Source organism: Aurantiacibacter gilvus (assembly GCF_038289935.1).
Classification (GTDB): domain Bacteria; phylum Pseudomonadota; class Alphaproteobacteria; order Sphingomonadales; family Sphingomonadaceae; genus Alteraurantiacibacter; species Alteraurantiacibacter gilvus.
The window spans coordinates 784,646-805,110 of record NZ_JBBYHV010000001.1; the positions used below are offsets into that span (position 1 = coordinate 784,646).

Sequence of the window (20,465 nt, forward strand, 5' to 3'; positions counted from 1 at the left end):
GCTTGCAGACGGATACCACTGGCTTCTTATAAGGCCGGATGGTCGCATCATTGGTGAATCGCAGGTCGGATTCCCGACCGAAGAGGAAGCATTGAGCGATCTCGGAGTCCGTTTGCACAACAGCTGACCGGTGCCGCCGACGGCTAAATCGTCGGCGGCATTGGGCAGAAGGGAGAAGGCATGGATCCAATTATCGTAGTCGCCATGGTGGTTGGTGCGTTGATCGTCGGCATTGCTGGCGGATACTGGCTGGGCGCTCGCCCGCTTATCGACTTGCGTAGTGAGAAAGCGGCGCTGGAAGAGCGTGCACAGGCGGCAGAGGCGGAATTCAGGCAGGCCGGTGCGGAGCTAGGCAGGGCGCATATCGAGATCGCCACGCTAAGGACCAATGCCGAAAACTTCGACAAGCAGATCGCCGCGATGAAGGAAGCGCGCGAGGAATTGCTGGCGCAGTTCAAGGCCACGGGTTCGGAAGTGCTGTCGCGGGCGCAGGAGGAGTTCCTCAAGACCGCCAGCGAGCGGCTGGGCCATTCGGAAAAGGCCAGCGAGGCCAAGCTCAAGGCGCTGCTCGATCCGGTCGACCGGCGACTGAAGAGCTACGAGGAGCAGGTCGCCACGCTGGAGAAAAACCGCGTCGACGCCTTCGGCCAGCTGACCGGCCTGATCGAGAACATGCAGCGTGGGCAGGAAGAGGTCCGGCGCGAGGCGCAGCGGCTGGGCAATTCGCTCACCAATGCCCCCAAGGCGCGCGGCCGCTGGGGCGAACGGGCCTTGCAGAACGTGCTGGAGCAGTGCGGCCTGTCCGAACACACCGATTTCACGCTGGAACATTCGGTCGATACCGACAGCGGGCGGCTGCGGCCTGACGCCATCGTCCACGTGCCGGGGCAGAAGAAGCTGGTGATCGACGCCAAGGTCTCGCTCAACGCTTACCAGGCTGCCTTCGAGGCCGAGGATGACGAGGTGCGCCGCCAGCACATGGCCCAGCACGCCAAGTCGATGCGCGGTCATGTGCAGACGCTGGGGGCCAAGAGCTACCAGAGCCAGTTCGAGGAAGCGCCCGACTACGTGGTGATGTTCGTCCCCGGCGAGCACTTCGTCGCCGCCGCGCTGGAGGCGGATCCGGAGCTGTGGGACTTCGCCTTCAAGAACGGCGTGCTGCTGGCCACGCCCACCAACCTCGTCGCCATCGCGCGCACCGTGGCGCAGGTCTGGCGGCAAGATCGGATGGCGGCGGAGGCAAAAGAAATCGGCCGCATGGGTGCAGAGCTCTACGATCGCCTGCGCGTGGCGGCGGAACACATGAAGCGCGTTGGCAGCGGGCTGGAATCGGCGGTTTCCAATTACAACAAGTTCGTCGGCAGCTTTGAGCGCAATGTCCTGACATCGGGCCGCCGGATGGCGGAGAAGGGGCTGGAAATCAGCAAGGAGATCGACGAGGTACCGCTGGTGGAAGGCGCCCCGCGCTATGGGGTTGGGGATGTCGCTGAACCGTCCGAAGGCCTGCTCATCGAAGGCAGCGAGGACGAGAAGGATACTGCTGCAACATGACCGCCAGAAGCGCCTTGCTCGCTGCCGTGACCCTGTTTGCAGCGCTTTCCGCCTGCGACCGCAGTGACCCGCCGTCTGACCGCATCGAACGCGCGGCTGAGCAACTGGTGTCCGATGCAGAGGGAGAGACCCTTCCGGCACGGCCAACCGGACCCTTCGCGCCGCGTGACGAGTGCCGTGACCAGCCGGGCGGCGGCGCATTCCTCGCCAGCCTGCTCGACGCGGTCGCCACACGCGAAGCCGATGACCTGCTAGCCTTGTCTTCGGAAGACATCCGGCTGGATTTTGGAGGCGGCAACGGCGCGGCGGAACTGCGTGATCGGCTGGCGGCTGACGACGGCGCGCTTTGGGACGAATTGGCCGAGATCGTTGCCATGGGCTGCGCTTCCGACGGCGCGACAATGACCATGCCTTGGTACTTCGCGCAAGGACTGCCGGTCGATCCTTACGGCGGCATGATCGTTACCGGTGAAGAGGTGCCGCTGCTCGACGAACCGTCCGCTGACGCTCCGGTGCTGGCAAGCCTGTCCTGGGAAGCGGTCGAGCTGACCGGGAGTCCCGAAACTGACGTTGCAGGGGGCTTCACGCGCGTCAGCTGGGCGCAGGGGGCGGCAGGCCAGACGCTGGTAGGTTTCGTCGAGTCCGACCGGCTGCGTCCATACATAGATTACCGCCTGATCGCCTCGCGCCGCAACGGCAGCTGGCACCTGACGGCCTTCATCGCCGGGGACTAGGCCTCCAGCGTATCGAGCACTTCGTAGGCCAGCACCGCCGCTGCCACCGCAGCATTGAGGCTGTCGGCCCGGCCCTTCATCGGCATGGTCACGCGCAGGTCGCAGGCCATTTCGTAGTCCTCGGGCAGTCCGCGCGATTCGTTGCCGACCAGCACGAAGCATGGCGCGGCATAGGGCGCACCGCGATAGGGCACGGCATCGCGCAGGCTCGCTGCCACGAGTTGTCCGTCCCCCTGACGCAACCAGTCGACAAATTCGTCCCACCCGGCCTGTGCCAGTTGCTGGGTAAACACTGCACCCATGCTCGCGCGCACGGCCTCGACGCTGAAGGGGTCGGCGCAGTCGTCGATCAGGATCAGCCCGCCAGCGCCCACGGCATCGCCGGTGCGCAGCATTGTGCCAAGGTTGCCCGGATCGCGCAGCGCCTGCGACACCAGCCAGATCTTCGCTTTGCTTCGGTCAAGCGCGGCGAGCGAGGTATCGAATTCCGCGAACACGCCAGCCACAGCCTGCGGGTTGTCCTTGCCGGTGATCTTGGAGAGGATGTCCGAGCTGGTCTCGATCACCTCGCCGCCAGCAGCGGCAACGTCAGCCTCCAGCGCATCGAGCAGCGGATGCGGATCGCGGCCCTTGGCCATCACCAGCGTCTTCGGCACATGCCCGCATTCGCGCGCGTCAGTCAGCAAGCGCAGGCCTTCGGCAAGGAAAACGCCCTCGCGCTTGCGGTGCTTCTTCTCGCGCAGGGAGCGCAGGTATTTGACCGTGGGATTGGAAAAGCCGGTAATCTCGCGCCGGTGAGTACTGGACATCAGTCCTCGCCGAACTTGCCTTCGACGAGCTGGACCAACTGGCCCAGCCGCACCTGGGCATCGTCGCCTTCGACGGAGACTATGACCGTGTCACCCATGGCAGCGCCCAGCATCATCAGTCCCAGGATCGAGCCGCCGGCTGCACACTGACCATCCTTCTCCACCTTGACGTTGCAGCCGGGCATTTCGGCCACGGCGGCGACGAACTTGGCGCTGGCGCGGGCGTGCAGGCCGCGTTTGTTGGGGATGATCACTTCGCAACTGGCTTCGCTCATCCGTTCCCCCTCGGTCAGGCGTCCTGCCCGAGAAATTCGGACGCCAACGTAATGTAGTTGCGGCCTGCCTCGCGCGCAGCCTGCGCGGCCTTGAGCAGCGGCAGTTCCTTGCGGGCGCCGGCCAGCCGGATCAGCATGGGCAGGTTGATGCCGGCGATCACCTCGGTGCGGCCGGCTTCCAGCAGCGAGATGGCGAGGTTCGACGGCGTGCCGCCGAACAGGTCCGTCAGCATGATCGCGCCCGACCCGGTATCGACCTTGTCGATGGCCGTGGCGATTTCCTTGCGCCGCATTTCCATGTCGTCGCTGGGTCCGATGCAGATCGTGGCGATCGCATCCTGGTGGCCCACCACGTGCTCCATGGCGGAAACGAATTCCTCGGCCAGGCGGCCGTGAGTGACGAGAATAATACCGATCATTGGGGAGGGGTGCTTCTTGCGCTCTCGATAACAGCGGTTCGGGGCGGGCGGCCTATCACGGGTGTTGCGTTCCTTCCACCAGGTCTTCCGCGCGAGATCCCAGGTTGCGGTGCAGGACGGTGGGCGAAAAGCCGCCATCGCGCAAGACCTGCGCCATCTTCTCGGCAGTGTAAACCGAACGGTGTCTCCCGCCGGTACAGCCGAAGGCGATGTTGACGTAGGCCTTTCCCTGTTTCGCGTACCGCGGGAGCAGTTCCAACAGCAGCGAACTGATCTTCTCGAAGCTGGAGGTAAAAACCGCGCTGCCTTCGATGAATTCGCCGACTCCGGCATCCAGCCCGGTCTGTTCGCGCAGTCCCGGTTCCCAATGCGGGTTGTCGAGATAGCGCATGTCGAACACCAGGTCCGCCGTGGGCGGCTTGCCGCGCGCAAAGGCGAAGCTGGAGACGGTGACCGTCATCTGCTGCGGTGCCGTCTGCGAGAAATGCTCGCGGATCGTCTGCTTCAGGTCGTTGGTGGAATAATCGGTTGTGTCGATCAGCACGTCGGCCCAGCGCCGCATGGGAGCGAGCAATTCACGCTCTGCGGCAATTCCTGACGGAACCGGTAGGTCGCCAGCCAGGAAATGGCGGCGGCGGGTCTCGTTGAAACGGCGTTCCAGCTCGTATCCGGCGCAGTCGAGGAAGAGAGTGGAGATCGCCAAGCCATCCTCTTCGATCCAGCGTTTCACCTGGGCGATGATGTCCGCTGGTACGAAGTCACGGGTGCGGCAGTCGAAGCCGATTGCCAGCGAGTGCGCGCCGGGCGCGTTGCCTCCCACCATGCGGTCGAGCAGGCGGATCGGGAAGTTGTCGATCGATTCCCAACCCAGGTCCTCCAGCTCGCGCAGCGCCGTTGTCTTGCCCGCGCCGAGCATGCCGGTGACCAGCAGGATACGTTGTTGCGACTCTGGCGCCTTGTTTGCCATGGCAGCGTCATCTGCGCGCATGGCGAGCAAATGTGAAGGGGGCTTTCAGTCCAGCCCGTGCATCTCGAGTGCCGCCTCGGCGCGCAGGGGCAAGGCCGGGGTGTCGGGATAGAGCGCCACCTGAGGCACCGGCCTGCCCAGAATCATTGCCATGCCATGGCCCAGCGGCAGGCGTTCGGCATCGTCAGTCAGGCTGATGACAATGGCCACTGGCGCACGGGTCGTCGGCACTTCCAGCAGCCCGACATTGCGCACTTCGATCAGGCCCATGGTGTTGGGCGGCGGGCTGGCGATCACCAGTTCGCCGACCTGCGACAGCGTCACCCCGTCATCGCCGATCAGTTCGCCGCCGCGGTCGAGCAGGGCGAGCGCGAGGCTCGACTTGCCGGTGCCGGGAGCCCCGGTGATCACCATGGCGCGCCCGCGCATGGCGACGCAGCTGACATTCGGAAGGACGTCACTCATACAGCAGGCAATTCCAGTACCAGGCAGGCGCCGCCAAGCCCTGTTACGTCGTCCTCCACAGTCAGGCTCCCCGAGTGCGCTTCGGCAATGGTGCGCCCGATCGCGAGGCCGAGGCCGGAATGGTTGCCGTATTCCTCGCCTTCCGGACGGTGAGAGTGGAAGCGGCGGAATACCTTCTCGCGTTCGTCCTCGGGAATGCCCGGACCTTCGTCGCAGACCGTTGCGGTGACGCGTGGGCCGTTACGGGCGATGGTCACGACGATGCGACCGCCTTCGGGTGAGAAGGACACCGCGTTGTCGAGCAGGTTTTCGGCGATGCGTTCGAGTCGCACGGGCACGCCCATGACCTCACCCATGTTCGTCTTGCAGGCGATCTCGACCGCGCAGCCGCGCGTCTCGCCGCGTTCCAGCTTGCGCGCCACCACGTTGGAGAAGAGCGAGCACAGGTCGACCTGCTCGAACGTCGCCCGGCTCAACTCCGCGTCGATGCGGCTGGCTTCGGAGATTTCGGTCACCAGGCGGTCGATCCGCCGCACGTCGTGCGCGGCCACCTCGACCAACTGGTTGCGCAGGTCGGGATCGTCGACCTTGGGCAGGGTTTCGGTGGCGCTGCGCAAGGATGCGAGCGGGTTCTTGATTTCGTGCGCCACGTCGGCGGCGAAGCTTTCGACCGCGTCGATACGGTGGCGCAGGGTGGCGGTCATGTCCGATACGGCACGCGCCAGCAGGCCGATCTCGTCCGTGCGCTCGTCCATGCGCGGCACTTCCACCTCGCGGTCCCGGCCCAGCCGTACGCGCGATGCCGCCTGCACCAGTCGCCGCAGCGGTTCGATGATCGTGGTGGCGAGGTAGAGCGAGAGGATCGTGGACAGCGCCAGTGCCAGCAGGATGATGGTCATCAGGCTGGAGCGCGCGCTGCGCACGGCGGCTGTGATGTCCACCGCGTTGCGGGTGGTCAGCAGGCTCGCACCATTGAGGCCGACGGGGGCAGCGGCATTGATGACAGGCGTGCCATCCGGCGCGCGGCGCAGCTCGATCTGGCTCAGGCCCTGTTGCCGCACGCGGACCAGTTCCGGCCAGGCGTCGGCATTGGTCTCGTCCGGCTCGACATAGGCCGGCGGGGACGGGGCACCCACGGCGATGTTGACGGCGTTGTCCGTCCATCGCGCAAGGTCCTCGAGGAAGGGTTCGGCCACCGGGTCGTCAAAGGTGAAGCTGGGTTCGTCCAGCTCGAAGCTGTCGGCGATGAGCTTGCCGCTGGCGTCGTACATGCGCAGCCGCATCGATTGCTCGCGCCCGATCTGGCTGAGGAGGGCTTCCTGCCGTTCTACCGTGGCACCTGCAAGCGCCTCTGCCGTAATCTGCGCCTCGATACGGGCGAGCTTGTAGCGTTCGTCCAGCAGCTGGCGGCGATAGGAATCGAGGAAGAACAGGCTGCCCGCCAGCACCAGCAGCGGGATCAGGTTCACGGTCAGGATGCGCCGCGTCAGCGATCCGCCGAAGGGAATGGCGAGCCGTTCAAGCCTGCTTGCTTGCAGTGTGTCCTCGCTGGACGGGTCAGCCATCGGAGAACGAATAGCCGGCGCCGTAGAGCGTTTCGATCGCCCCGAATCCGGGATCGACCGCGCGGAATTTCCGCCGCAGCCGCTTGATATGCGAATCGACCGTGCGGTCATCGACGAAGATATCGTCGGGGTAGGCGGCATCCATCAGCTGGTTGCGGCTCTTGATCACGCCGGGACGGATTGCCAGCGCCTCGAGGATCAGGAATTCGGTGACGGTCAGGCTGACGGGCTTACCGTCCCAGGTCACCTGGTGGCGAGCGGGATCCATCACCAGCCGTCCCCGCGCTATGGTCTCGTGCGCGCCGTCGGGCATGGGCGCGACGTCCTGCTCGTCGTGCGGCAGCGGCGCGGCACGGCGCAGGATGGCGCGGATGCGGGCAACCAGCAGGCGCTGGCTGAAGGGCTTCGCGATATAGTCGTCGGCGCCCATCGCAAGCCCGGCTTCCTCGTCTTGCTCCTGGTCCTTGCTCGTCAGGAAAATAACTGGAATATCAGAACTTTCGCGCAGCCGCTTCAGCAGTTCCATGCCGTCCATGCGGGGCATCTTGATATCGAATACGGCGAGGTCCGGCGGGTTCTTGCGCAGGGCAGCAAGAGCGGCTTCGCCGTCCGAATATACGCGCGTGGCATAGCCTTCCGCCTGCAGGGCAATGGACAGCGTCGTGAGGATGTTGCGGTCGTCATCCACCAGCGCGATGGTGCGCTGACCCTCGTCGGAGACGGACGCTTCACCGGTCACACTGTCAGTTGTTTCCGTCATGCCTATTCCTTGCCTGAAAGGGACGTAACCCGCCGCTGCGAGAGACACAATGTTGCTGCATGCGGACACCGAAAAAATGCTGCACTGCAACGTCGCAACAGGGGGCCGGACGCAACTATAGGGCAATGGGTCCATGCCAAATTGACGCCGCAATTCTGGGCCTCTATGCGGGCCGCAAGTTTCCGGCGCGACGACCCTGTGCCGGGACGGATTTCTTGTTGTGTTGAGGAGCACTGCGTGTCGATCCCGCTTAATGTGTCGCTGTCCGATCAGGGCATAGCGACTTCCGCCACCCTTCATGCCAATCTCGGGACTCCCGCGCTGGTCGAACATGCCATCGCCAAGGGCGAGGGCAAACTGACGAAGGATGGCGCGCTGCTGGTCGACACCGGCAAGTTCACCGGCCGTAGCGTGAAGGACAAGTTCGTCGTCCGCGATGCCGCCACCGAAGACACGATCGACTGGGGCGCCATCAACCAGCCGATGGACCAGGCAAGCTGGGACAACCTGAAAGCTGATTTCCTGGCCGCCGTGGAAGGCCAGGACGAGCTTTACGTTGCCGACCTGTTCGGCGGTAGCCAGCCGGAATACCGCGTCAACGTGCGCGTGATCACGCAGATGGCCTGGCACAACCTGTTCGTGCGCACGATGCTCGTGCGGCCCACGGCAGAAGAGGTGGCTGGCTTCAGCCCCGAATACACGATCATCAACCTGCCCAGCTTCAAGGCCGATCCGGAACGCCACGGTTGCCGCAGCGACACGGTGATTGCAGTCAACTTCACCGAGAAGCTGATCCTGATCGGCAACACCGAATACTCCGGCGAAATGAAGAAGGGCGTGTTCGGCCTGCTCAACTTCCTGCTGCCCGCGCAGGGGGTGATGCCCATGCACTGTTCGGCCAACATCGGTGCCGACGGCAAGAGCGCGATTTTCTTCGGCCTTTCGGGCACCGGCAAGACCACGCTGTCGGCTGACGCCAGCCGTACTTTGATCGGCGACGACGAGCACGGCTGGTCGGATGACAACGTCTTCAACTTCGAAGGCGGCTGCTATGCCAAGATGATCAACCTGTCCGCCGAAGGCGAGCCGGAGATCTACGCCACCACCAAGATGTTCGGCACGGTGCTTGAAAACGTCACCATGGACGAGCAGACCCGCGAACTGGACTTCACCGACGGCAGCAAGACGGAGAACACCCGCGGCGCCTATCCGATCGAGTTCATCCCGAACACTTCGGAGAAGAACCTCGGCCCGGCTCCGTCGAACGTGGTCATGCTGACCGCCGACGCCTTTGGTGTGCTGCCTCCGATCGCGCGGCTGACGCCGGACCAGGCGATGTACTACTTCCTCTCGGGCTACACCGCCAAGGTGGCCGGCACCGAGATCGGCGTGACCGAGCCCGAAGCAACTTTCAGCACCTGCTTTGGTGCTGCCTTCATGCCGCGTCACCCCAGCGTCTACGGCAACCTGCTGAAGGATCGCATCGCCAAGGGCGGGGCGCAGTGCTGGCTGTTCAACACCGGCTGGACCGGCGGCAAGTATGGCGTCGGCCACCGCATGCCGATCAAGGCCACGCGCGGGCTGCTGAACGCCGTGCTCGACGGCAAGATGGACGACGTCGAATTCCGCAAGGACCCGAACTTCGGCTTCGATGTGCCGGTTTTCGTGCCCGCACTGGAGGAGGCCGGGATCGACCAGACCCTGCTCGATCCGCGTGCCACCTGGGCCGACAAGGACGAATACGACGCCACCGCGCGCAAGCTGGTGCAACTGTTCATCGACAACTTCGAACAATTTGCAGAGCACGTTGATGAGGGTGTTCGGCAGGCTGCGCCGCAGGCCGCCTGACACGCGTTACCCGGTTTTCCGGCTGGAGAGGAGGGCCCCGCACGGTGAACGCCGGAGCGGGGCCTTTATTATGTCATCAGAGGGGCCTAGTCTTTCAACGAAATTCATCTCGAGGAGACAGACCCATGAGCATGCTTGACGGAATTCTGCGCAACATCGGCGGCGCTCCGGACGATATCGCCAACCTCGCCGAACGCGTCGGACTCGACCCTTCCATGGTCGAGCGCGCCGTGGCCACGCTGGGCCAGACGCACCAGATGCAGGGTGATACCGTCGAGCTCGCTTCGCAGCGCACCGGTCTCGACACGGGTGTCCTGTCGCAGATCGTGCAGCAGATCGGCGGCGAAGGCTCGCTCACCGAATTTGCCAATGCCATCAAGAACGATCCTTCGAGCCTGAAGGGCCTGATCGACCAGGATGGTGACGGCGACGTGATGGACGATATCTCCGGCATGGCCGGCAAGCTTTTCGGTCGCGACTGACCGCAGTCTGCAAGTGGCTGTCTGGTGGCGGCGCCTGCTCGCCATGAAGGTATGGGTGGCGCCGTGCAGTCCCGGGCCCAGCTGCCCGGTTGACCAAGGGCCGCCAAACATGGTTGCCCGAGGGACGACGCCGTTCGTTCTGATAACGCAGCCAATTTTTCGCATGAGCCCATGTCATCAGGGTCTTCAGCCCCTGCTCATCTCCGGCGCAGCAGGAGGGCGTCAATGATGAAGGTTCGCAATCTCCTCTTGTCCTTCATGGCGGCGCTGGCACTGCCGGCCGCCGTGCAGGCGCAGCAGCCACAAGCTGCCGCTGCGGAGGAGGCCCCGGCTGGACCGGCGGTCTACGATGCGCAGATCATCGCGACTTACCCGCACGACGCCAATGCCTTCACCCAGGGCCTGTTATGGCACGACGGGGCGCTTTACGAGAGCACCGGGCAGGAAGGTGAATCCGAGGTGCGCCGCGTCACACTGGAAACCGGCGAGATCGAGCAGAGCCAGCCGATCCCGACCGAGCAGTTCGGCGAAGGGCTGGCACTGTGGGGTGACGAATTGGTCAGCCTCACCTGGATGGACAGGGAGGTTCACCGTTGGGACGTCGCCACGCTGGAACACCGCGCGACGCAGGAGTTTCCGTTCGAGGGCTGGGGGCTGACCTACGACGGCACCAGCCTCATCGCCTCTGACGGATCATCCGTGCTGCGCTTCCTCGATCCGGAAACGCTGGAGGTGCAGCGCGAGTTGACCGTGACGCTGGGCGGCGACGAAGTCATCCGTCTCAACGAGCTGGAATGGATCGACGGCATGGTGTTCGCCAATGTCTGGTTCACCGGCTTCCTGCTGGGGATCGATCCGGTGGACGGCGTGGTGCAGCAGGTGGTCGACCTGCGCCCCCTGGTGCCCGCCAACCGGCAAGGTCGCAACGATGCGGTGCTGAACGGTATTGCCCACGATCCGGAGAGCGGACGGCTGTTCGTGACCGGCAAGCTGTGGCCCAACCTCTACGAAATCCGCCTGGTCGAGCGGGTGGGGGCGACGGCCGCCGCCGCGCGCTAGCAAGGCAATTTCAAGCATTGCGCGCTAGGGTGCGCCGCATGACTGCCCACGTCCCCATTGCGGCCGAGGCCGATCCCGTACACCGGGAGGAGTTTCGCGCCATTGCCCGCGAGCTGGGTCTCGACCCGGACGATCGCTGGGTGGGAGGCTATGTCGACTACGAATGGGAACACTTGCGCCCGGTGCTGGCCGCCTATGGCATCGACCCTGCGGACAAGACGGCGCTGGAATTTGGCTGCAACTACGGCGCGTCCGGCATTGTCCTGGCGCGGCTCGGCGCACAGGTGACGGGCGTTGACGTCGATTCCGGCAACATCCGCCTGGCAAGAGCAAATGTCGCCATGCATGGCGCCGATGCGGCCATGTCCGTGCTGCACGTGCCGGACACGCGCACTATGCCCTTTGAAGACGCGCAGTTCGACCTCGTGATAGCCAACAGCGTGCTCGAATATGTCGCGCCGGAGCAGTTGGACGCCGTCATGGCGGAAATCCACCGCGTCATGAAACCGGGCGGACAGATGCTGGTACTGGGCACCGCCAGCCGCCTCGCCCCGCGCGAGGTGCATTCGGGCCGCTGGCTGGTGAACTACCTGCCGCGTGCGGTGGACCGGCTGGTGGGCAAGGACTGGCAGCGCGGCCTCAAGCCCTGGCACCTGGCCCGCACCTTGCACGGGCGTTTCACGGCAACTGCCGAAGATAGCTGGATCGCCGCCCGCAGCGGGGTGCATGGGCAGCCATCGGCGCCGGTTCGGCTGGTGAACCGGCTGGCACGGATCACAGGACGCGCGCCTGGTTGGCTATCTCCAAATATCGAATTGCTCTTGCGACGGGCTTAGCCTCGCCTTCCGCTTCCTCGACATGGGCCTGCGTCTTGCGGCCATAGAGGGCATTGGCAACTGCCTGTTCCACCATCCGTGTGCCATTGAGCAAGGGCGCACCCGCGAGCACGGGAGCCATTGCCTTGCGCTTGGTGGGCCTGGGTGGGTGCTGTGTGTAGGTCGCCGTATCGACGCCGCGCATCTTTTCGACATGGGCGCAGACCTTCTCAAACCGGCGCTGCACGATCCGGTTGAGCCGCGTGCGCTGGCGGCAGAGCAGTTCGAACGAGTGCGAGACCACGGTGAAGCAGGCGAAGTCGTTATCGCGCGCATGGCGCAGGGCGGCCACGATCTCGCGGTAGGATAGTGCGGTCAGCTGGGCATGGCGCAGGCCGCCGAAGGCATCGCCGATGCAGCCGATGGGCACCTCGATCACGCCAAGACGGCGCAGCGGGCGGCGGTGTTCCTCTCCCAGGCCGATTTCGCAGTCGCCCTCCATCAGGCCCGGCGGGTGGCTGGAATCGTGCGTCAGGCCAAGGTCTGCCAGTGCGCGCAGCGTGTCGTCGTTGGCGCCGTAGTTGCCCGCTCGGAAGGCGACAGGGCGGGGGGCGCCCGCTTCCATCAGCAGTTCCATCGCCAGTTCCAGCAGTACGCGCTGTTCGTCGCGGGTGAAGTCCTTGATGTCCGCGCCGATGCGGTCGCCCAGCGGATTCTTGTTGCCCAGCAGGTTCAGCCATTCGGTATGGAGGTGCAGCTGCACGTCGTGCCCGCGCTCGATGATCGGCTCCACCACGTCGGCAATCGCGCCCGTCCCCCACAGCAGGGCGGGCATGGGATCGACGAAGAAGACGCCTTTCAGCCCGTGGCGGTCGAACACGTCCATCTGGTGGAAGATACCCGCGTCACCGTCAGGGGTTTCGCCCTTGATCGCGCGGGCGAAGTTTTGCGCACGTGAACCGGCCCCGTGCCGTGCGGTGAAGCCATATTCGTATTCGGTGTCGATGGTTATGTACAACGCAACCATGATCGCCAGCTTGTCTTCTGTCTCCGTGCGCCAGCAAGCCGCAAAACGCGGATGGCCGGATGCGGGACAGATAGCAGTGCGGGGTTAAGCTTGCGTATCGCGCCGTCGGGGCGCTCCTACCGCAGGTCGCCAACGGTGATGAACGGCGCCCAGCTGCTGGGATGGTCCGCCCGTTCGATGTCGGCATTGTTGCGCACGTCAATCATGGCCTGCTGCAGGGCCTCGGCGCGCGACATGCCGGGGTTGTCTTCCAGCATGCGGACCGAGGTGGAAGTGAGCAGCGGCGCGATCTCGTCGATCACCGGCCAGTGCGATGCCAGCAGGCTGCGCGCGCCGGCGTAGAAGAACGATCGCGCCAGGCCAGACAGCCCGCCGCCGCCGATGCCATCGGCTGCGGCAGTGTTGCAGGCACTCAGCATGACCCAGTCGGCAGACAGGTCGAGCGAGAGAATTTCGGATGCCGTCAGCAACCCGTCGTCGGCCATGGTCGCTTCTTCTGGCGGCGTGAACACGAGGCCCGGTTCCGAGGCGATGCCGCCTTCCCCTGCGGTCAAACCATGGGTGGCGAAGACAAGGTAACGGACGTCGGAGAGGTCCTGCGTCTTCACGGCGGTTTCGGTGGCGGCAGGGCCGATGAATACCGAGTGCTCATCAACGGCGAGCGCCTGCGCCAGCATCTGCACTTCCCGCGCCGTACCCGGCAGGCGGCTGAGCGCGCGCAGGCTGGTGAGGTCAGCCAGCGCCGTCTGGTTCGAGCCCGGCCCGGCCACCGTGGCCAGCCGCTGGCTGCCTACCAGCCCGGCGTTGCGTCCGCCGCGTGTGGCCGCTTCGCCCTCCAGCACCGGATCGGCAAAACCCACCATGGTGCGCGCGCCGGAAGTCGCCGCGCCATCGCGCCGCAGGAAGGCAAGCGAGGAGAGCGACGGTAGCTGCGCCATGGCAAACCTGTCCCCCAACCACTGCATCGCGCGGTAATCGTGGTGACGCTCGTCTGCCTCGGCAGGCTCATCCAGCAGCAGTACGGTGAGCGGGATGGAAGAGAGGGCAGGCCCGGTCGCATAGAGTAGTGCGTCACTGCCCTCGAGGGTGGGCATCAATGGTTCGATCAATTCGCGATAGAGGATCCACGCGCTGTTCGCGTCGAAGCCGCCATCCCAGTTGTTGACGATACCCGCGCCCCAGGGATCGAGGTCGTTGCGCAGCACGCGCGCCTGCGAGCGGATATCCTGTTCGGTCCATTCGGACTTGTGCCATGCAGTGGCATCAGGCGTCAGCGCGAGCACGTGGGTGCCGTATTGCGTGGGCAGGACCAGCAGCATCGCCTCTCCCGGGAGGAGCAGGGCCTGTGCTTCCTCCGGCGTCAATGCGGAGGGGCGGATCAGGCTGAAGAACTCGGGCGCAGCTTCCTGCAACTCCCGATCAATGTCCTGCTGGCGCGCGCGGGCACGGAGGAATTCCTGCCCGTCCAGTGTCTGCATGGCGATGCCCAGCTCCTCTCGTTCGCGGGCGAGACCGTCCAGCCCTGCACGCTCCGCTACGGCAAGGGCAGCGACGCGCGCGATGGCCGGTGTCGTGCGGTCCTGTGCGGACTCCTGGGCGGCTGCGAAAGCCTCGGCAAACAGGGCCGTGTCGTCACTGTCGCCGCTTTCGCGCACGCGCCAAGCCGCTTCGACGAGATTGGCAAATTGCTGCCGGGCGTCCTGGCCGAAAGGCTCGTCCCTCGGTGCGCGGAACTCCCGGTCAATCGCCGCCTCGACATCTTGGGTGAACGGTCGCCCTTGCCGGTAGCCGATCAGGTAGCGCGTACCGAAGCGGGCGCTTTCCAGGGCAAGGTCCACGTCGCCATCGCTTTCGAGCAAGAGGCGCGCCAACTGTGACCGGGCCTGCCCCTCGCGGTGGTCGGGCTGCATCGGGTCGCCGGTCTTGGGTGAGATAAGCTCCGGCGGGACCCTGTTGGCGGTCGGATGCGTCACCAGCGGTGCCAAGGCGGCAGTTGCGCCTTCAAGGTCGAACTGGGTCTCACGAGCAAGCGCGAGGTACTGGCCGACCGTGATTGCCAGTTCGTTTCCGAGATCGCCGCCTTCGGTGTAGATCACGAGCAGATCCTTTGCTTCGCGCTCCATCTGTTCCCACTCGCCGATCTGGTAGAGTTCGTCGAGGATGGCAAAGCGGGCGGCCTGGTAGCCGGGCCAGAAGACACCGCCATAGTCTTCTTCCAGCCGCGCAGCTTCACGGAAGATCGCGATCAGCGCCTCGCCGCTCTGGCCTTCTGCCGCTTCGCGCAGGGCGGCCATCTGCTGGCGCATCGCCTCGTTGGCGTAGGGGAAGTCGGCCAGCCAGGCGTAAGGCTCTTCGTCCGCCTCTTCGTCGAACCCGGTGTAGACGTTCTCGTAATCGCCATTGCCTTCGCCGGCCTGTTCCAACAGGATTTCGCGCCAGGCGACCATCAGTTCGGTATCGTTGTGGTCCGGACCCAGGGTGGCCTCCGCCAGCGGTACAGCCTCGATCAGGCGCTCGCGCAGCTCCGATTCATACCGGCCGTCATAGTCGACGATGTTGGCAAGCCCTACCGCGTCGGCCAGGAGCTCCAAGTAGAGCTCGCCGTCACGCGGGTAGGTGTCGCCGACATAGCCGACTACCGCAAATTCTTGATCGAGGGCCTCTGCATCCGAGTCGGCCTCGGCATTGAACAACTCGGCAAATCGCGGATCGCTGTCGAGTGCTTCCTGAACCGCTGGCGAGGGCGGGCGCTGCGCCACGGCGGAAGGCGTAAAGGCCATGCTGGCCGCCAACACGGCCAGCAGGCTCGCGAACAGTCTCTTGCCGATCAAACTGATGACTTACCCCCGCAGTCAGTACTTGGTGCGACTTATCCGCCGTTCTCGATATAGCGGGTGATGTTGCCGGCCAATACGTCCAAGGGGACATTGCCGCCGTCAACCACGGCCTGGTCGAAATCGCGCAGGTCGTAGGCATCGCCCAGTTCCATCACGGCCCGCTCGCGCTGGCGCAGGATTTCGAGCTTGCCGATCATGTAGCCGCAGGCCTGTCCCGGCCACGAGCAATACCGGTCGACCTCGTTGATCACCTCTTCGAACTTGTTGCCGTTGCGCTCCATGAAGAAGCGCACGCCCTCGTCGCGGGTCCACCGCTTGTGGTGCAGGCCGGTATCGACCACCAGGCGGCAGGCGCGGAAGGCGGCGGCCTGCAGGTAGCCCAGCGCCCAGGCGGGGTTCTCCTCGTAGGCGCCCAGTTCGGAGGCCAGCTGTTCGGCATAGAGCGCCCAGCCTTCGGAGAAGGCGTTGAAGGCGAGGATCGAGCGGATCAGCGGCAGCTGGTTGGAATACTCGCCCTCCCACACATGGCCGGGAATGGTCTCGTGGTGCACCAGTGTCGGCACGTCGTACTTGCGGTGCAGGTCCGTGGTGCGCAGGTTGATCCACATCTTGCCTGGCACGGTGCCGTCGACGCTGCCCGCGCCGCCATAGGCGGTGGGCGCGCCGGGTTCCTCGGCCGGCGGCAGGCGCCGGACTTCGAGGTTGCCCGATGCCACCCGGCGGAAGGCGCGGGGCATCTGGTCGCGGATCCAGTCGATGCGGTCTTCGATGAATTCCATGATCTCGGCGCGGCCGGGATCGCCCTCGGCGAACATGAAGCGCGGGTCTTCGGCGAGCGCGGTCATGCGGTCGCCCACCGTGCCGTCGGTATAGCCGATATCGCGCAGGATCGGGTCCATCTGCGCGTGGATGTCTTCCAGCGTGGAGAGGCCCAGTTCGTGAATCTCGTCGGGGCCCATGTTGGTGGTGGTGCTCGACTTGAGCGACCAGGCGTACCATTCGTCGCCGCGCGGCTGGTTCCACATGCCGGCATGGCCCTCGGCGGCAGCGCGCTGGGTTTCCAGTTCGGCCAATTGGGCTTCCAGCGCCGGAGTAATCTGCTCGGTGACGATTGCGTTTGCACGGCTTTCCCAGTCACCGGCGATCCCAAGCTCGCCCGTGCGGCGGACGATGGACTCCACCATGGCCCCGCCAGACTGCGTGTCAGCGATCTGCGAACGCATCTGCTCGATCGCCTTGTCGAGCAGGAAATCGGGCGGGACGACGCCCATCTCGCGCGCGCCTATGATGCGTTCGAGTTCGCCGGTCAGGACACCCGGAATCGCTTCGAGGCGTGAGACGTAGGCCTCGGCGTCGGCCTCGTCGGCAATCGGATGGTCGGAATCGAGGAAGCGCGGCAGGTCGATATAGGCGCCGACGTTCTGGATCACGGCATAGGGTGCGGTGCGCCACGAGCCGACGGGAATGTCGCCATAGGGCAGGTCGAATCCCTCGATGGCCGTGGAATAGGCGCTTTCGACCACTTCGAAGCTGGTGCGGGTGGCGGCGTCGAGGCCGTCCTTGTCGAACTCCCGCACACGCTGGAGGTCATTGCGCAGGGTGTCGGCATAGGCATTGATACCTTCCGGCGTTGCGTCAGCCAGCCGACCACGCAGGGCAGCGTGTTGGCCCACGTCCACGCCCAGCGAGGTGGCGCGGGTCGGCTCGTGGCGCAGCATGTTCCAGGCCACATCGTCCAGCAGGGCTTCGCCCGCCGCCTGCGTCTCGGCAGGCGAAGATCCGCGACAAGCGGGAAGGAGGACGGCAGTAGCGGCGGCGGTGCCCGTGGCGAGGAAGGCGCGACGGGACAGGGTGAAGCGTGGCATGTCTGTCATGGCGCAATTGGTTACGCCCGCAACCTGAGGCTGGCAAGCGGGCTGCAGAGCGGCTAGGCGAGGCCAATGTTCGACATGATCCTGTCCATTATCATGTTTGCGGCCATCGTGCTGCTGATCGGGGCCGTAGCGCTGTTTCGCAAGGGAATGACCAAGCAGGCGACCCTGATGGTAATCCTGGCCGTGGTGATGGCGGTAAACGTCGCCATCTGGCTGGTGCCGGACGAGAACGGCACGTCCCCGGCGGAACTGGTGAGCGAGGCCGGACAGTAGCTGCCCGGCCCCAGGTGGTAACAGACTGGCTCAGTCGGGGATCTGCCAGGTGACCTGTCCGGTATAGGTGCCCACCACCACGTCACCGCGATTGTTCTTCGCCGGTTCGAACCGCGCGCGGCTCTCCAGCTGGCGGCAGGTTCCGCGGTCGAGCACGGAGTGACCGGTGCTGCGGGTGATCTGGCAGTCATTGACGCGGCCGTTGCTGCCCACCACCAGGCGATAACCTGCGGTGCCTTCCATATCGCGCATCAGGGCGCGGCGCGGGTAGTCGGCATTGGTGATCCAGCCCGCCGGGCCGTTCGTGGGCAAGGGTCCGACCGGATCGAACAGCGGCGTGGCCGGTGGGGCGACGGGGCCGGGGACCTCGATGATCGGCGGCGTGGCAACACGCACCACGCTATCGGGCAGGTCCAGCTCCGTCGGCCTTGCCGGAGGCGCATTGTCCAGCGGCACGCGGATCGGCGGCTCGGGCGCGGTGATCACGCTTTCGACCGGCGTGGGTTCGGGCGTTTCCACCGGCGGGGGAGGCGGCAGTTCGACTTCGTCATCAACGAATATGGAAATCAGCTCTTCGTCCTCCTCGACAATGATGTTCGTAATGGTGAGGCCGATCACGACACCCGCACCCAGCAAGGCGTGGATTCCGACGACCCCCGCAATCGAGCGGGCTCTCGTGGCAGGACTGACAGTGGCATTCACATAGGACATGGCCTTGGCTCCTTCTCCTCGGACCCGCATCATGGCGAGTCATGTTATACTATAACATTAACGAGTCGGGCAGGCAAATGCAAGCGCGCGCCGGAACCGGAGCTCCGACGCGCGCTGGAATGTCAGTCCTTCAGGCTGGCGATCAGGTGATCGGGCAGCTCGGATCGAGGCGGAAATCGAGATACTTGTCGACCGAGGCCATTAGTTCCACCTGCTCGTTCTCGAAGAAGTGGTTGGCGCGCGGGATCTCGTCGTGGTGGATGGTGATGTGCTTCTGCGTGCGCAGCTTGTCGACCAGCTTCTGCACTGCCACCGGCTGAACCACGGTATCCGCCGTGCCCTGAATGAAGATGCCCGAAGCGGGGCAGGGCGCGAGGAACGAGAAGTCGTACATGTTCGCCGGCGGGGCGATCGAGATGAAGCCGCGGATTTCCGGGCGACGCATCAGCAGCTGCATGCCGATCAGCGCACCGAAGGAAACTCCGGCCACCCAGGTGGTCTGCGCTTCGGGGTGGATCGACTGGACCCAGTCAAGCGCCGAGGCGGCGTCCGACAGTTCGCCGATGCCGTTGTCGAAGCTGCCCTGGCTCCTGCCGACGCCGCGGAAGTTGAAGCGCAGCGTGGCGAAACCACGGTTCACGAACGTCTTGTACAGTTGCTGGACAATGCGGTCGTTCATGGTGCCACCGCCCTGCGAATGCGGGTGCAGGATCATGGCGACGGGTGCGCGCGGACGCGGTCCGGGAGAGAAACGACCTTCAAGGCGGCCTTCGGGGCCGGGAAAGATGACGTGCGGCATGGGCGGTATGGGCCTTGCTGAATGGGTTGGCGCCAGCGCGGGTAGCGCGGCGGAAGTGGGCGGCTATATAGGGATTATGCCGCTTTTCGCAATTGTTCACTGATGTCACGCGTCTATCTGGACCACGCCGCCACTTCGCCGCTGCGCCCGGAAGCGCGTGCGGCAATGGAAGAGGGCTTCGCAATCTGGGCCAATCCGTCGTCGCCGCATGCCGAGGGACGCAAGGCCAGGGCGGCGCTCGAAGACGCGCGCGAACGCTGCAAGGCGGCGCTTGGCTGGGACGGGGAACTGATCTTTACCAGTGGCGCGAGCGAGGCGCTGGCGATTGCCTTACAACGCGCCAAGGTTGAGCGGCGGATCGCCAGCGCGGTGGAACACGATGCGGTGTACTTCGCGGGCGAAGGCTATTTCGACGCTATCCTGCCGGTGCGGGAAAAGGGCTATATCAATCGTGGCGACATTTACGAGGCGCTGGGCGTGATCGGCACCCGGTCGGACGATGTCCGGCCACCGAGCATGCTGTGCCTGCAGCACGTCAATTCGGAGACCGGCGCGGTTCTTCCGGCGGCTGGCGTGCGCAGTGTCCTGTCGAACTTCGCCGAGGCGCGGATGATCTGCGACTGTTCGCAAAGCGCAGGCAAGCTGGAGCTGCCCGAAGGCACCGACATGGCCGTGGTCTCTGCGCATAAGCTTGGCGGGCCCATCGGCATCGGCGCGTTGTTGGTGCGCGATTTCGCCCTACTGGAGCCGAGCGGCGGTCACGAACGCGGCTATCGGCGCGGTACGGAAAACATGCCTGCGGCCCTTGGCTTTGCCGCGGCGCTGGAGACGCAGGGCTGGCAGACTACACCTGACCAGCGCCAGTCCTTCCTCGCCGGGTTCGGCGAGGCGCGGATGAAATTTATCGACCAGGTGGACTACATTGCCGCGCTCACCCATCCGACTATGAGCGCGCAGGCCCTGCTGATCCGGCTCGATGCCATGGGTTTTGCCGTCTCGGCGGGCAGTGCCTGTTCGTCGGGAACGCTGAAGAAAAGCCGCGTGCTCGATGCCTTCGGCGTGCCCGACGATGTGGCCAGCCGGACGATCCGGGTCTCCATGGGCTGGAGTACCACGCCGGAAGAGTTGGACGCTTTTGCGGAAGCCTGGAAAAGCCTGTGATATCCTGTAACATCGGACTTGGTTTCACCTGTAA

The 20,465-nt window shown here is 64.9% G+C and carries 20 protein-coding genes; 8 read left to right on the forward strand and 12 right to left on the reverse strand.

Features of this window, described 5'->3' with window-relative positions; translation table 11 throughout:
• Positions 1 to 180: 180 nt before the first annotated feature.
• Positions 181 to 1,551 (forward strand): DNA recombination protein RmuC, encoded by a 1,371-nt coding sequence (locus tag AAEO60_RS03850; protein WP_341672324.1) that lies wholly within the window; start codon positions 181 to 183, stop codon positions 1,549 to 1,551.
• Complete coding sequence (locus AAEO60_RS03855) at positions 1,548 to 2,285, forward strand: hypothetical protein (protein ID WP_341672325.1); 738 nt, start codon at positions 1,548 to 1,550, stop codon at positions 2,283 to 2,285. Before AAEO60_RS03850 ends, AAEO60_RS03855 begins: the two co-directional genes overlap by 4 nt.
• Here AAEO60_RS03855 and AAEO60_RS03860 read toward each other — a convergent pair.
• The 7 genes from AAEO60_RS03860 to AAEO60_RS03890 are packed head-to-tail and all read right to left on the reverse strand — an operon-like array spanning position 2,282 to position 7,545.
• Complete coding sequence (locus AAEO60_RS03860) at positions 2,282 to 3,094, reverse strand: TrmH family RNA methyltransferase (protein ID WP_341672326.1); 813 nt, start codon at positions 3,092 to 3,094, stop codon at positions 2,282 to 2,284. The genes AAEO60_RS03855 and AAEO60_RS03860 overlap by 4 nt on opposite strands.
• The gene (locus tag AAEO60_RS03865; protein WP_341672327.1) at positions 3,094 to 3,369 is read right to left on the reverse strand and encodes an HPr family phosphocarrier protein; all 276 of its coding nucleotides are present in this window, start codon (positions 3,367 to 3,369) and stop codon (positions 3,094 to 3,096) included. The genes AAEO60_RS03860 and AAEO60_RS03865 overlap by 1 nt, the downstream gene beginning before the upstream one ends.
• Before the next feature lie 14 nt (positions 3,370 to 3,383).
• Entirely contained in the window at positions 3,384 to 3,788 is a 405-nt protein-coding gene (locus AAEO60_RS03870; RefSeq protein WP_341672328.1) for a PTS sugar transporter subunit IIA, read from the reverse strand.
• 55 nt (positions 3,789 to 3,843) lie between these two features.
• On the reverse strand, positions 3,844 to 4,755 hold the full coding sequence (gene rapZ, locus AAEO60_RS03875) for an RNase adapter RapZ (protein ID WP_341672329.1): 912 nt from the start codon (positions 4,753 to 4,755) through the stop codon (positions 3,844 to 3,846).
• Positions 4,756 to 4,800: 45 nt separating this feature from the next.
• Positions 4,801 to 5,220 carry an HPr kinase/phosphorylase gene (locus tag AAEO60_RS03880; RefSeq protein ID WP_341672330.1) on the reverse strand — a complete coding sequence of 140 codons (420 nt, stop codon included), beginning with the start codon at positions 5,218 to 5,220 and terminating at the stop codon, positions 4,801 to 4,803.
• Positions 5,217 to 6,785 carry a stimulus-sensing domain-containing protein gene (locus AAEO60_RS03885; RefSeq protein ID WP_341672331.1) on the reverse strand — a complete coding sequence of 523 codons (1,569 nt, stop codon included), beginning with the start codon at positions 6,783 to 6,785 and terminating at the stop codon, positions 5,217 to 5,219. The genes AAEO60_RS03880 and AAEO60_RS03885 overlap by 4 nt, the downstream gene beginning before the upstream one ends.
• A complete protein-coding gene (locus AAEO60_RS03890; RefSeq protein WP_341672332.1) occupies positions 6,778 to 7,545 on the reverse strand; it encodes a response regulator transcription factor in 768 nt (255 codons plus the stop codon). Before AAEO60_RS03890 ends, AAEO60_RS03885 begins: the two co-directional genes overlap by 8 nt.
• 237 nt (positions 7,546 to 7,782) lie before the next feature.
• On the opposite strand from AAEO60_RS03890, the gene AAEO60_RS03895 reads away from it, so the two are divergent.
• From AAEO60_RS03895 to AAEO60_RS03910, 4 genes are all read left to right on the forward strand, one after another.
• Entirely contained in the window at positions 7,783 to 9,393 is a 1,611-nt protein-coding gene (locus tag AAEO60_RS03895) for a phosphoenolpyruvate carboxykinase (RefSeq protein ID WP_341672333.1), read from the forward strand.
• A 125-nt stretch (positions 9,394 to 9,518) separates the two neighbouring features.
• Positions 9,519 to 9,875: a hypothetical protein gene (locus AAEO60_RS03900; protein WP_341672334.1), complete on the forward strand. Its 357-nt coding sequence runs from the start codon at positions 9,519 to 9,521 to the stop codon at positions 9,873 to 9,875.
• A 225-nt stretch (positions 9,876 to 10,100) separates the two neighbouring features.
• Positions 10,101 to 10,934 (forward strand): glutaminyl-peptide cyclotransferase, encoded by an 834-nt coding sequence (locus tag AAEO60_RS03905; protein ID WP_341672335.1) that lies wholly within the window; start codon positions 10,101 to 10,103, stop codon positions 10,932 to 10,934.
• A gap of 38 nt (positions 10,935 to 10,972) precedes the next feature.
• Positions 10,973 to 11,770, forward strand: a complete 798-nt coding sequence (locus AAEO60_RS03910) for a class I SAM-dependent methyltransferase (RefSeq protein ID WP_341672336.1) — start codon at positions 10,973 to 10,975, stop codon at positions 11,768 to 11,770.
• On the opposite strand, the gene AAEO60_RS03915 is transcribed toward AAEO60_RS03910, so the two are convergent.
• The 3 genes from AAEO60_RS03915 to AAEO60_RS03925 all read right to left on the reverse strand — a co-directional run bounded on the left by AAEO60_RS03915 (position 11,709) and on the right by AAEO60_RS03925 (position 17,487).
• A complete protein-coding gene (locus AAEO60_RS03915; protein WP_341672337.1) occupies positions 11,709 to 12,776 on the reverse strand; it encodes a polysaccharide deacetylase family protein in 1,068 nt (355 codons plus the stop codon). The two genes, AAEO60_RS03910 and AAEO60_RS03915, sit on opposite strands and share 62 nt — an antisense overlap.
• Before the next feature lie 116 nt (positions 12,777 to 12,892).
• Positions 12,893 to 15,607 carry a CHAT domain-containing protein gene (locus AAEO60_RS03920; protein ID WP_341672338.1) on the reverse strand — a complete coding sequence of 905 codons (2,715 nt, stop codon included), beginning with the start codon at positions 15,605 to 15,607 and terminating at the stop codon, positions 12,893 to 12,895.
• A gap of 38 nt (positions 15,608 to 15,645) precedes the next feature.
• Complete coding sequence (locus tag AAEO60_RS03925; RefSeq protein WP_341672339.1) at positions 15,646 to 17,487, reverse strand: DUF885 domain-containing protein; 1,842 nt, start codon at positions 17,485 to 17,487, stop codon at positions 15,646 to 15,648.
• Positions 17,488 to 17,553: 66 nt separating this feature from the next.
• Here AAEO60_RS03925 and AAEO60_RS03930 point away from each other — a divergent pair, with 66 nt between their 5' ends.
• Positions 17,554 to 17,760: a hypothetical protein gene (locus AAEO60_RS03930; protein WP_341672340.1), complete on the forward strand. Its 207-nt coding sequence runs from the start codon at positions 17,554 to 17,556 to the stop codon at positions 17,758 to 17,760.
• A gap of 30 nt (positions 17,761 to 17,790) precedes the next feature.
• On the opposite strand, the gene AAEO60_RS03935 is transcribed toward AAEO60_RS03930, so the two are convergent.
• Positions 17,791 to 18,471, reverse strand: coding sequence for an energy transducer TonB (locus AAEO60_RS03935; RefSeq protein ID WP_341672341.1), 681 nt, complete (start codon positions 18,469 to 18,471; stop codon positions 17,791 to 17,793).
• A gap of 142 nt (positions 18,472 to 18,613) precedes the next feature.
• Positions 18,614 to 19,270, reverse strand: a complete 657-nt coding sequence (locus AAEO60_RS03940) for an alpha/beta hydrolase (protein ID WP_341672342.1) — start codon at positions 19,268 to 19,270, stop codon at positions 18,614 to 18,616.
• A 165-nt stretch (positions 19,271 to 19,435) separates the two neighbouring features.
• On the opposite strand from AAEO60_RS03940, the gene AAEO60_RS03945 reads away from it, so the two are divergent.
• Positions 19,436 to 20,431 (forward strand): cysteine desulfurase family protein, encoded by a 996-nt coding sequence (locus AAEO60_RS03945; RefSeq protein ID WP_481125110.1) that lies wholly within the window; start codon positions 19,436 to 19,438, stop codon positions 20,429 to 20,431.
• Positions 20,432 to 20,465 lie beyond the last annotated feature (34 nt).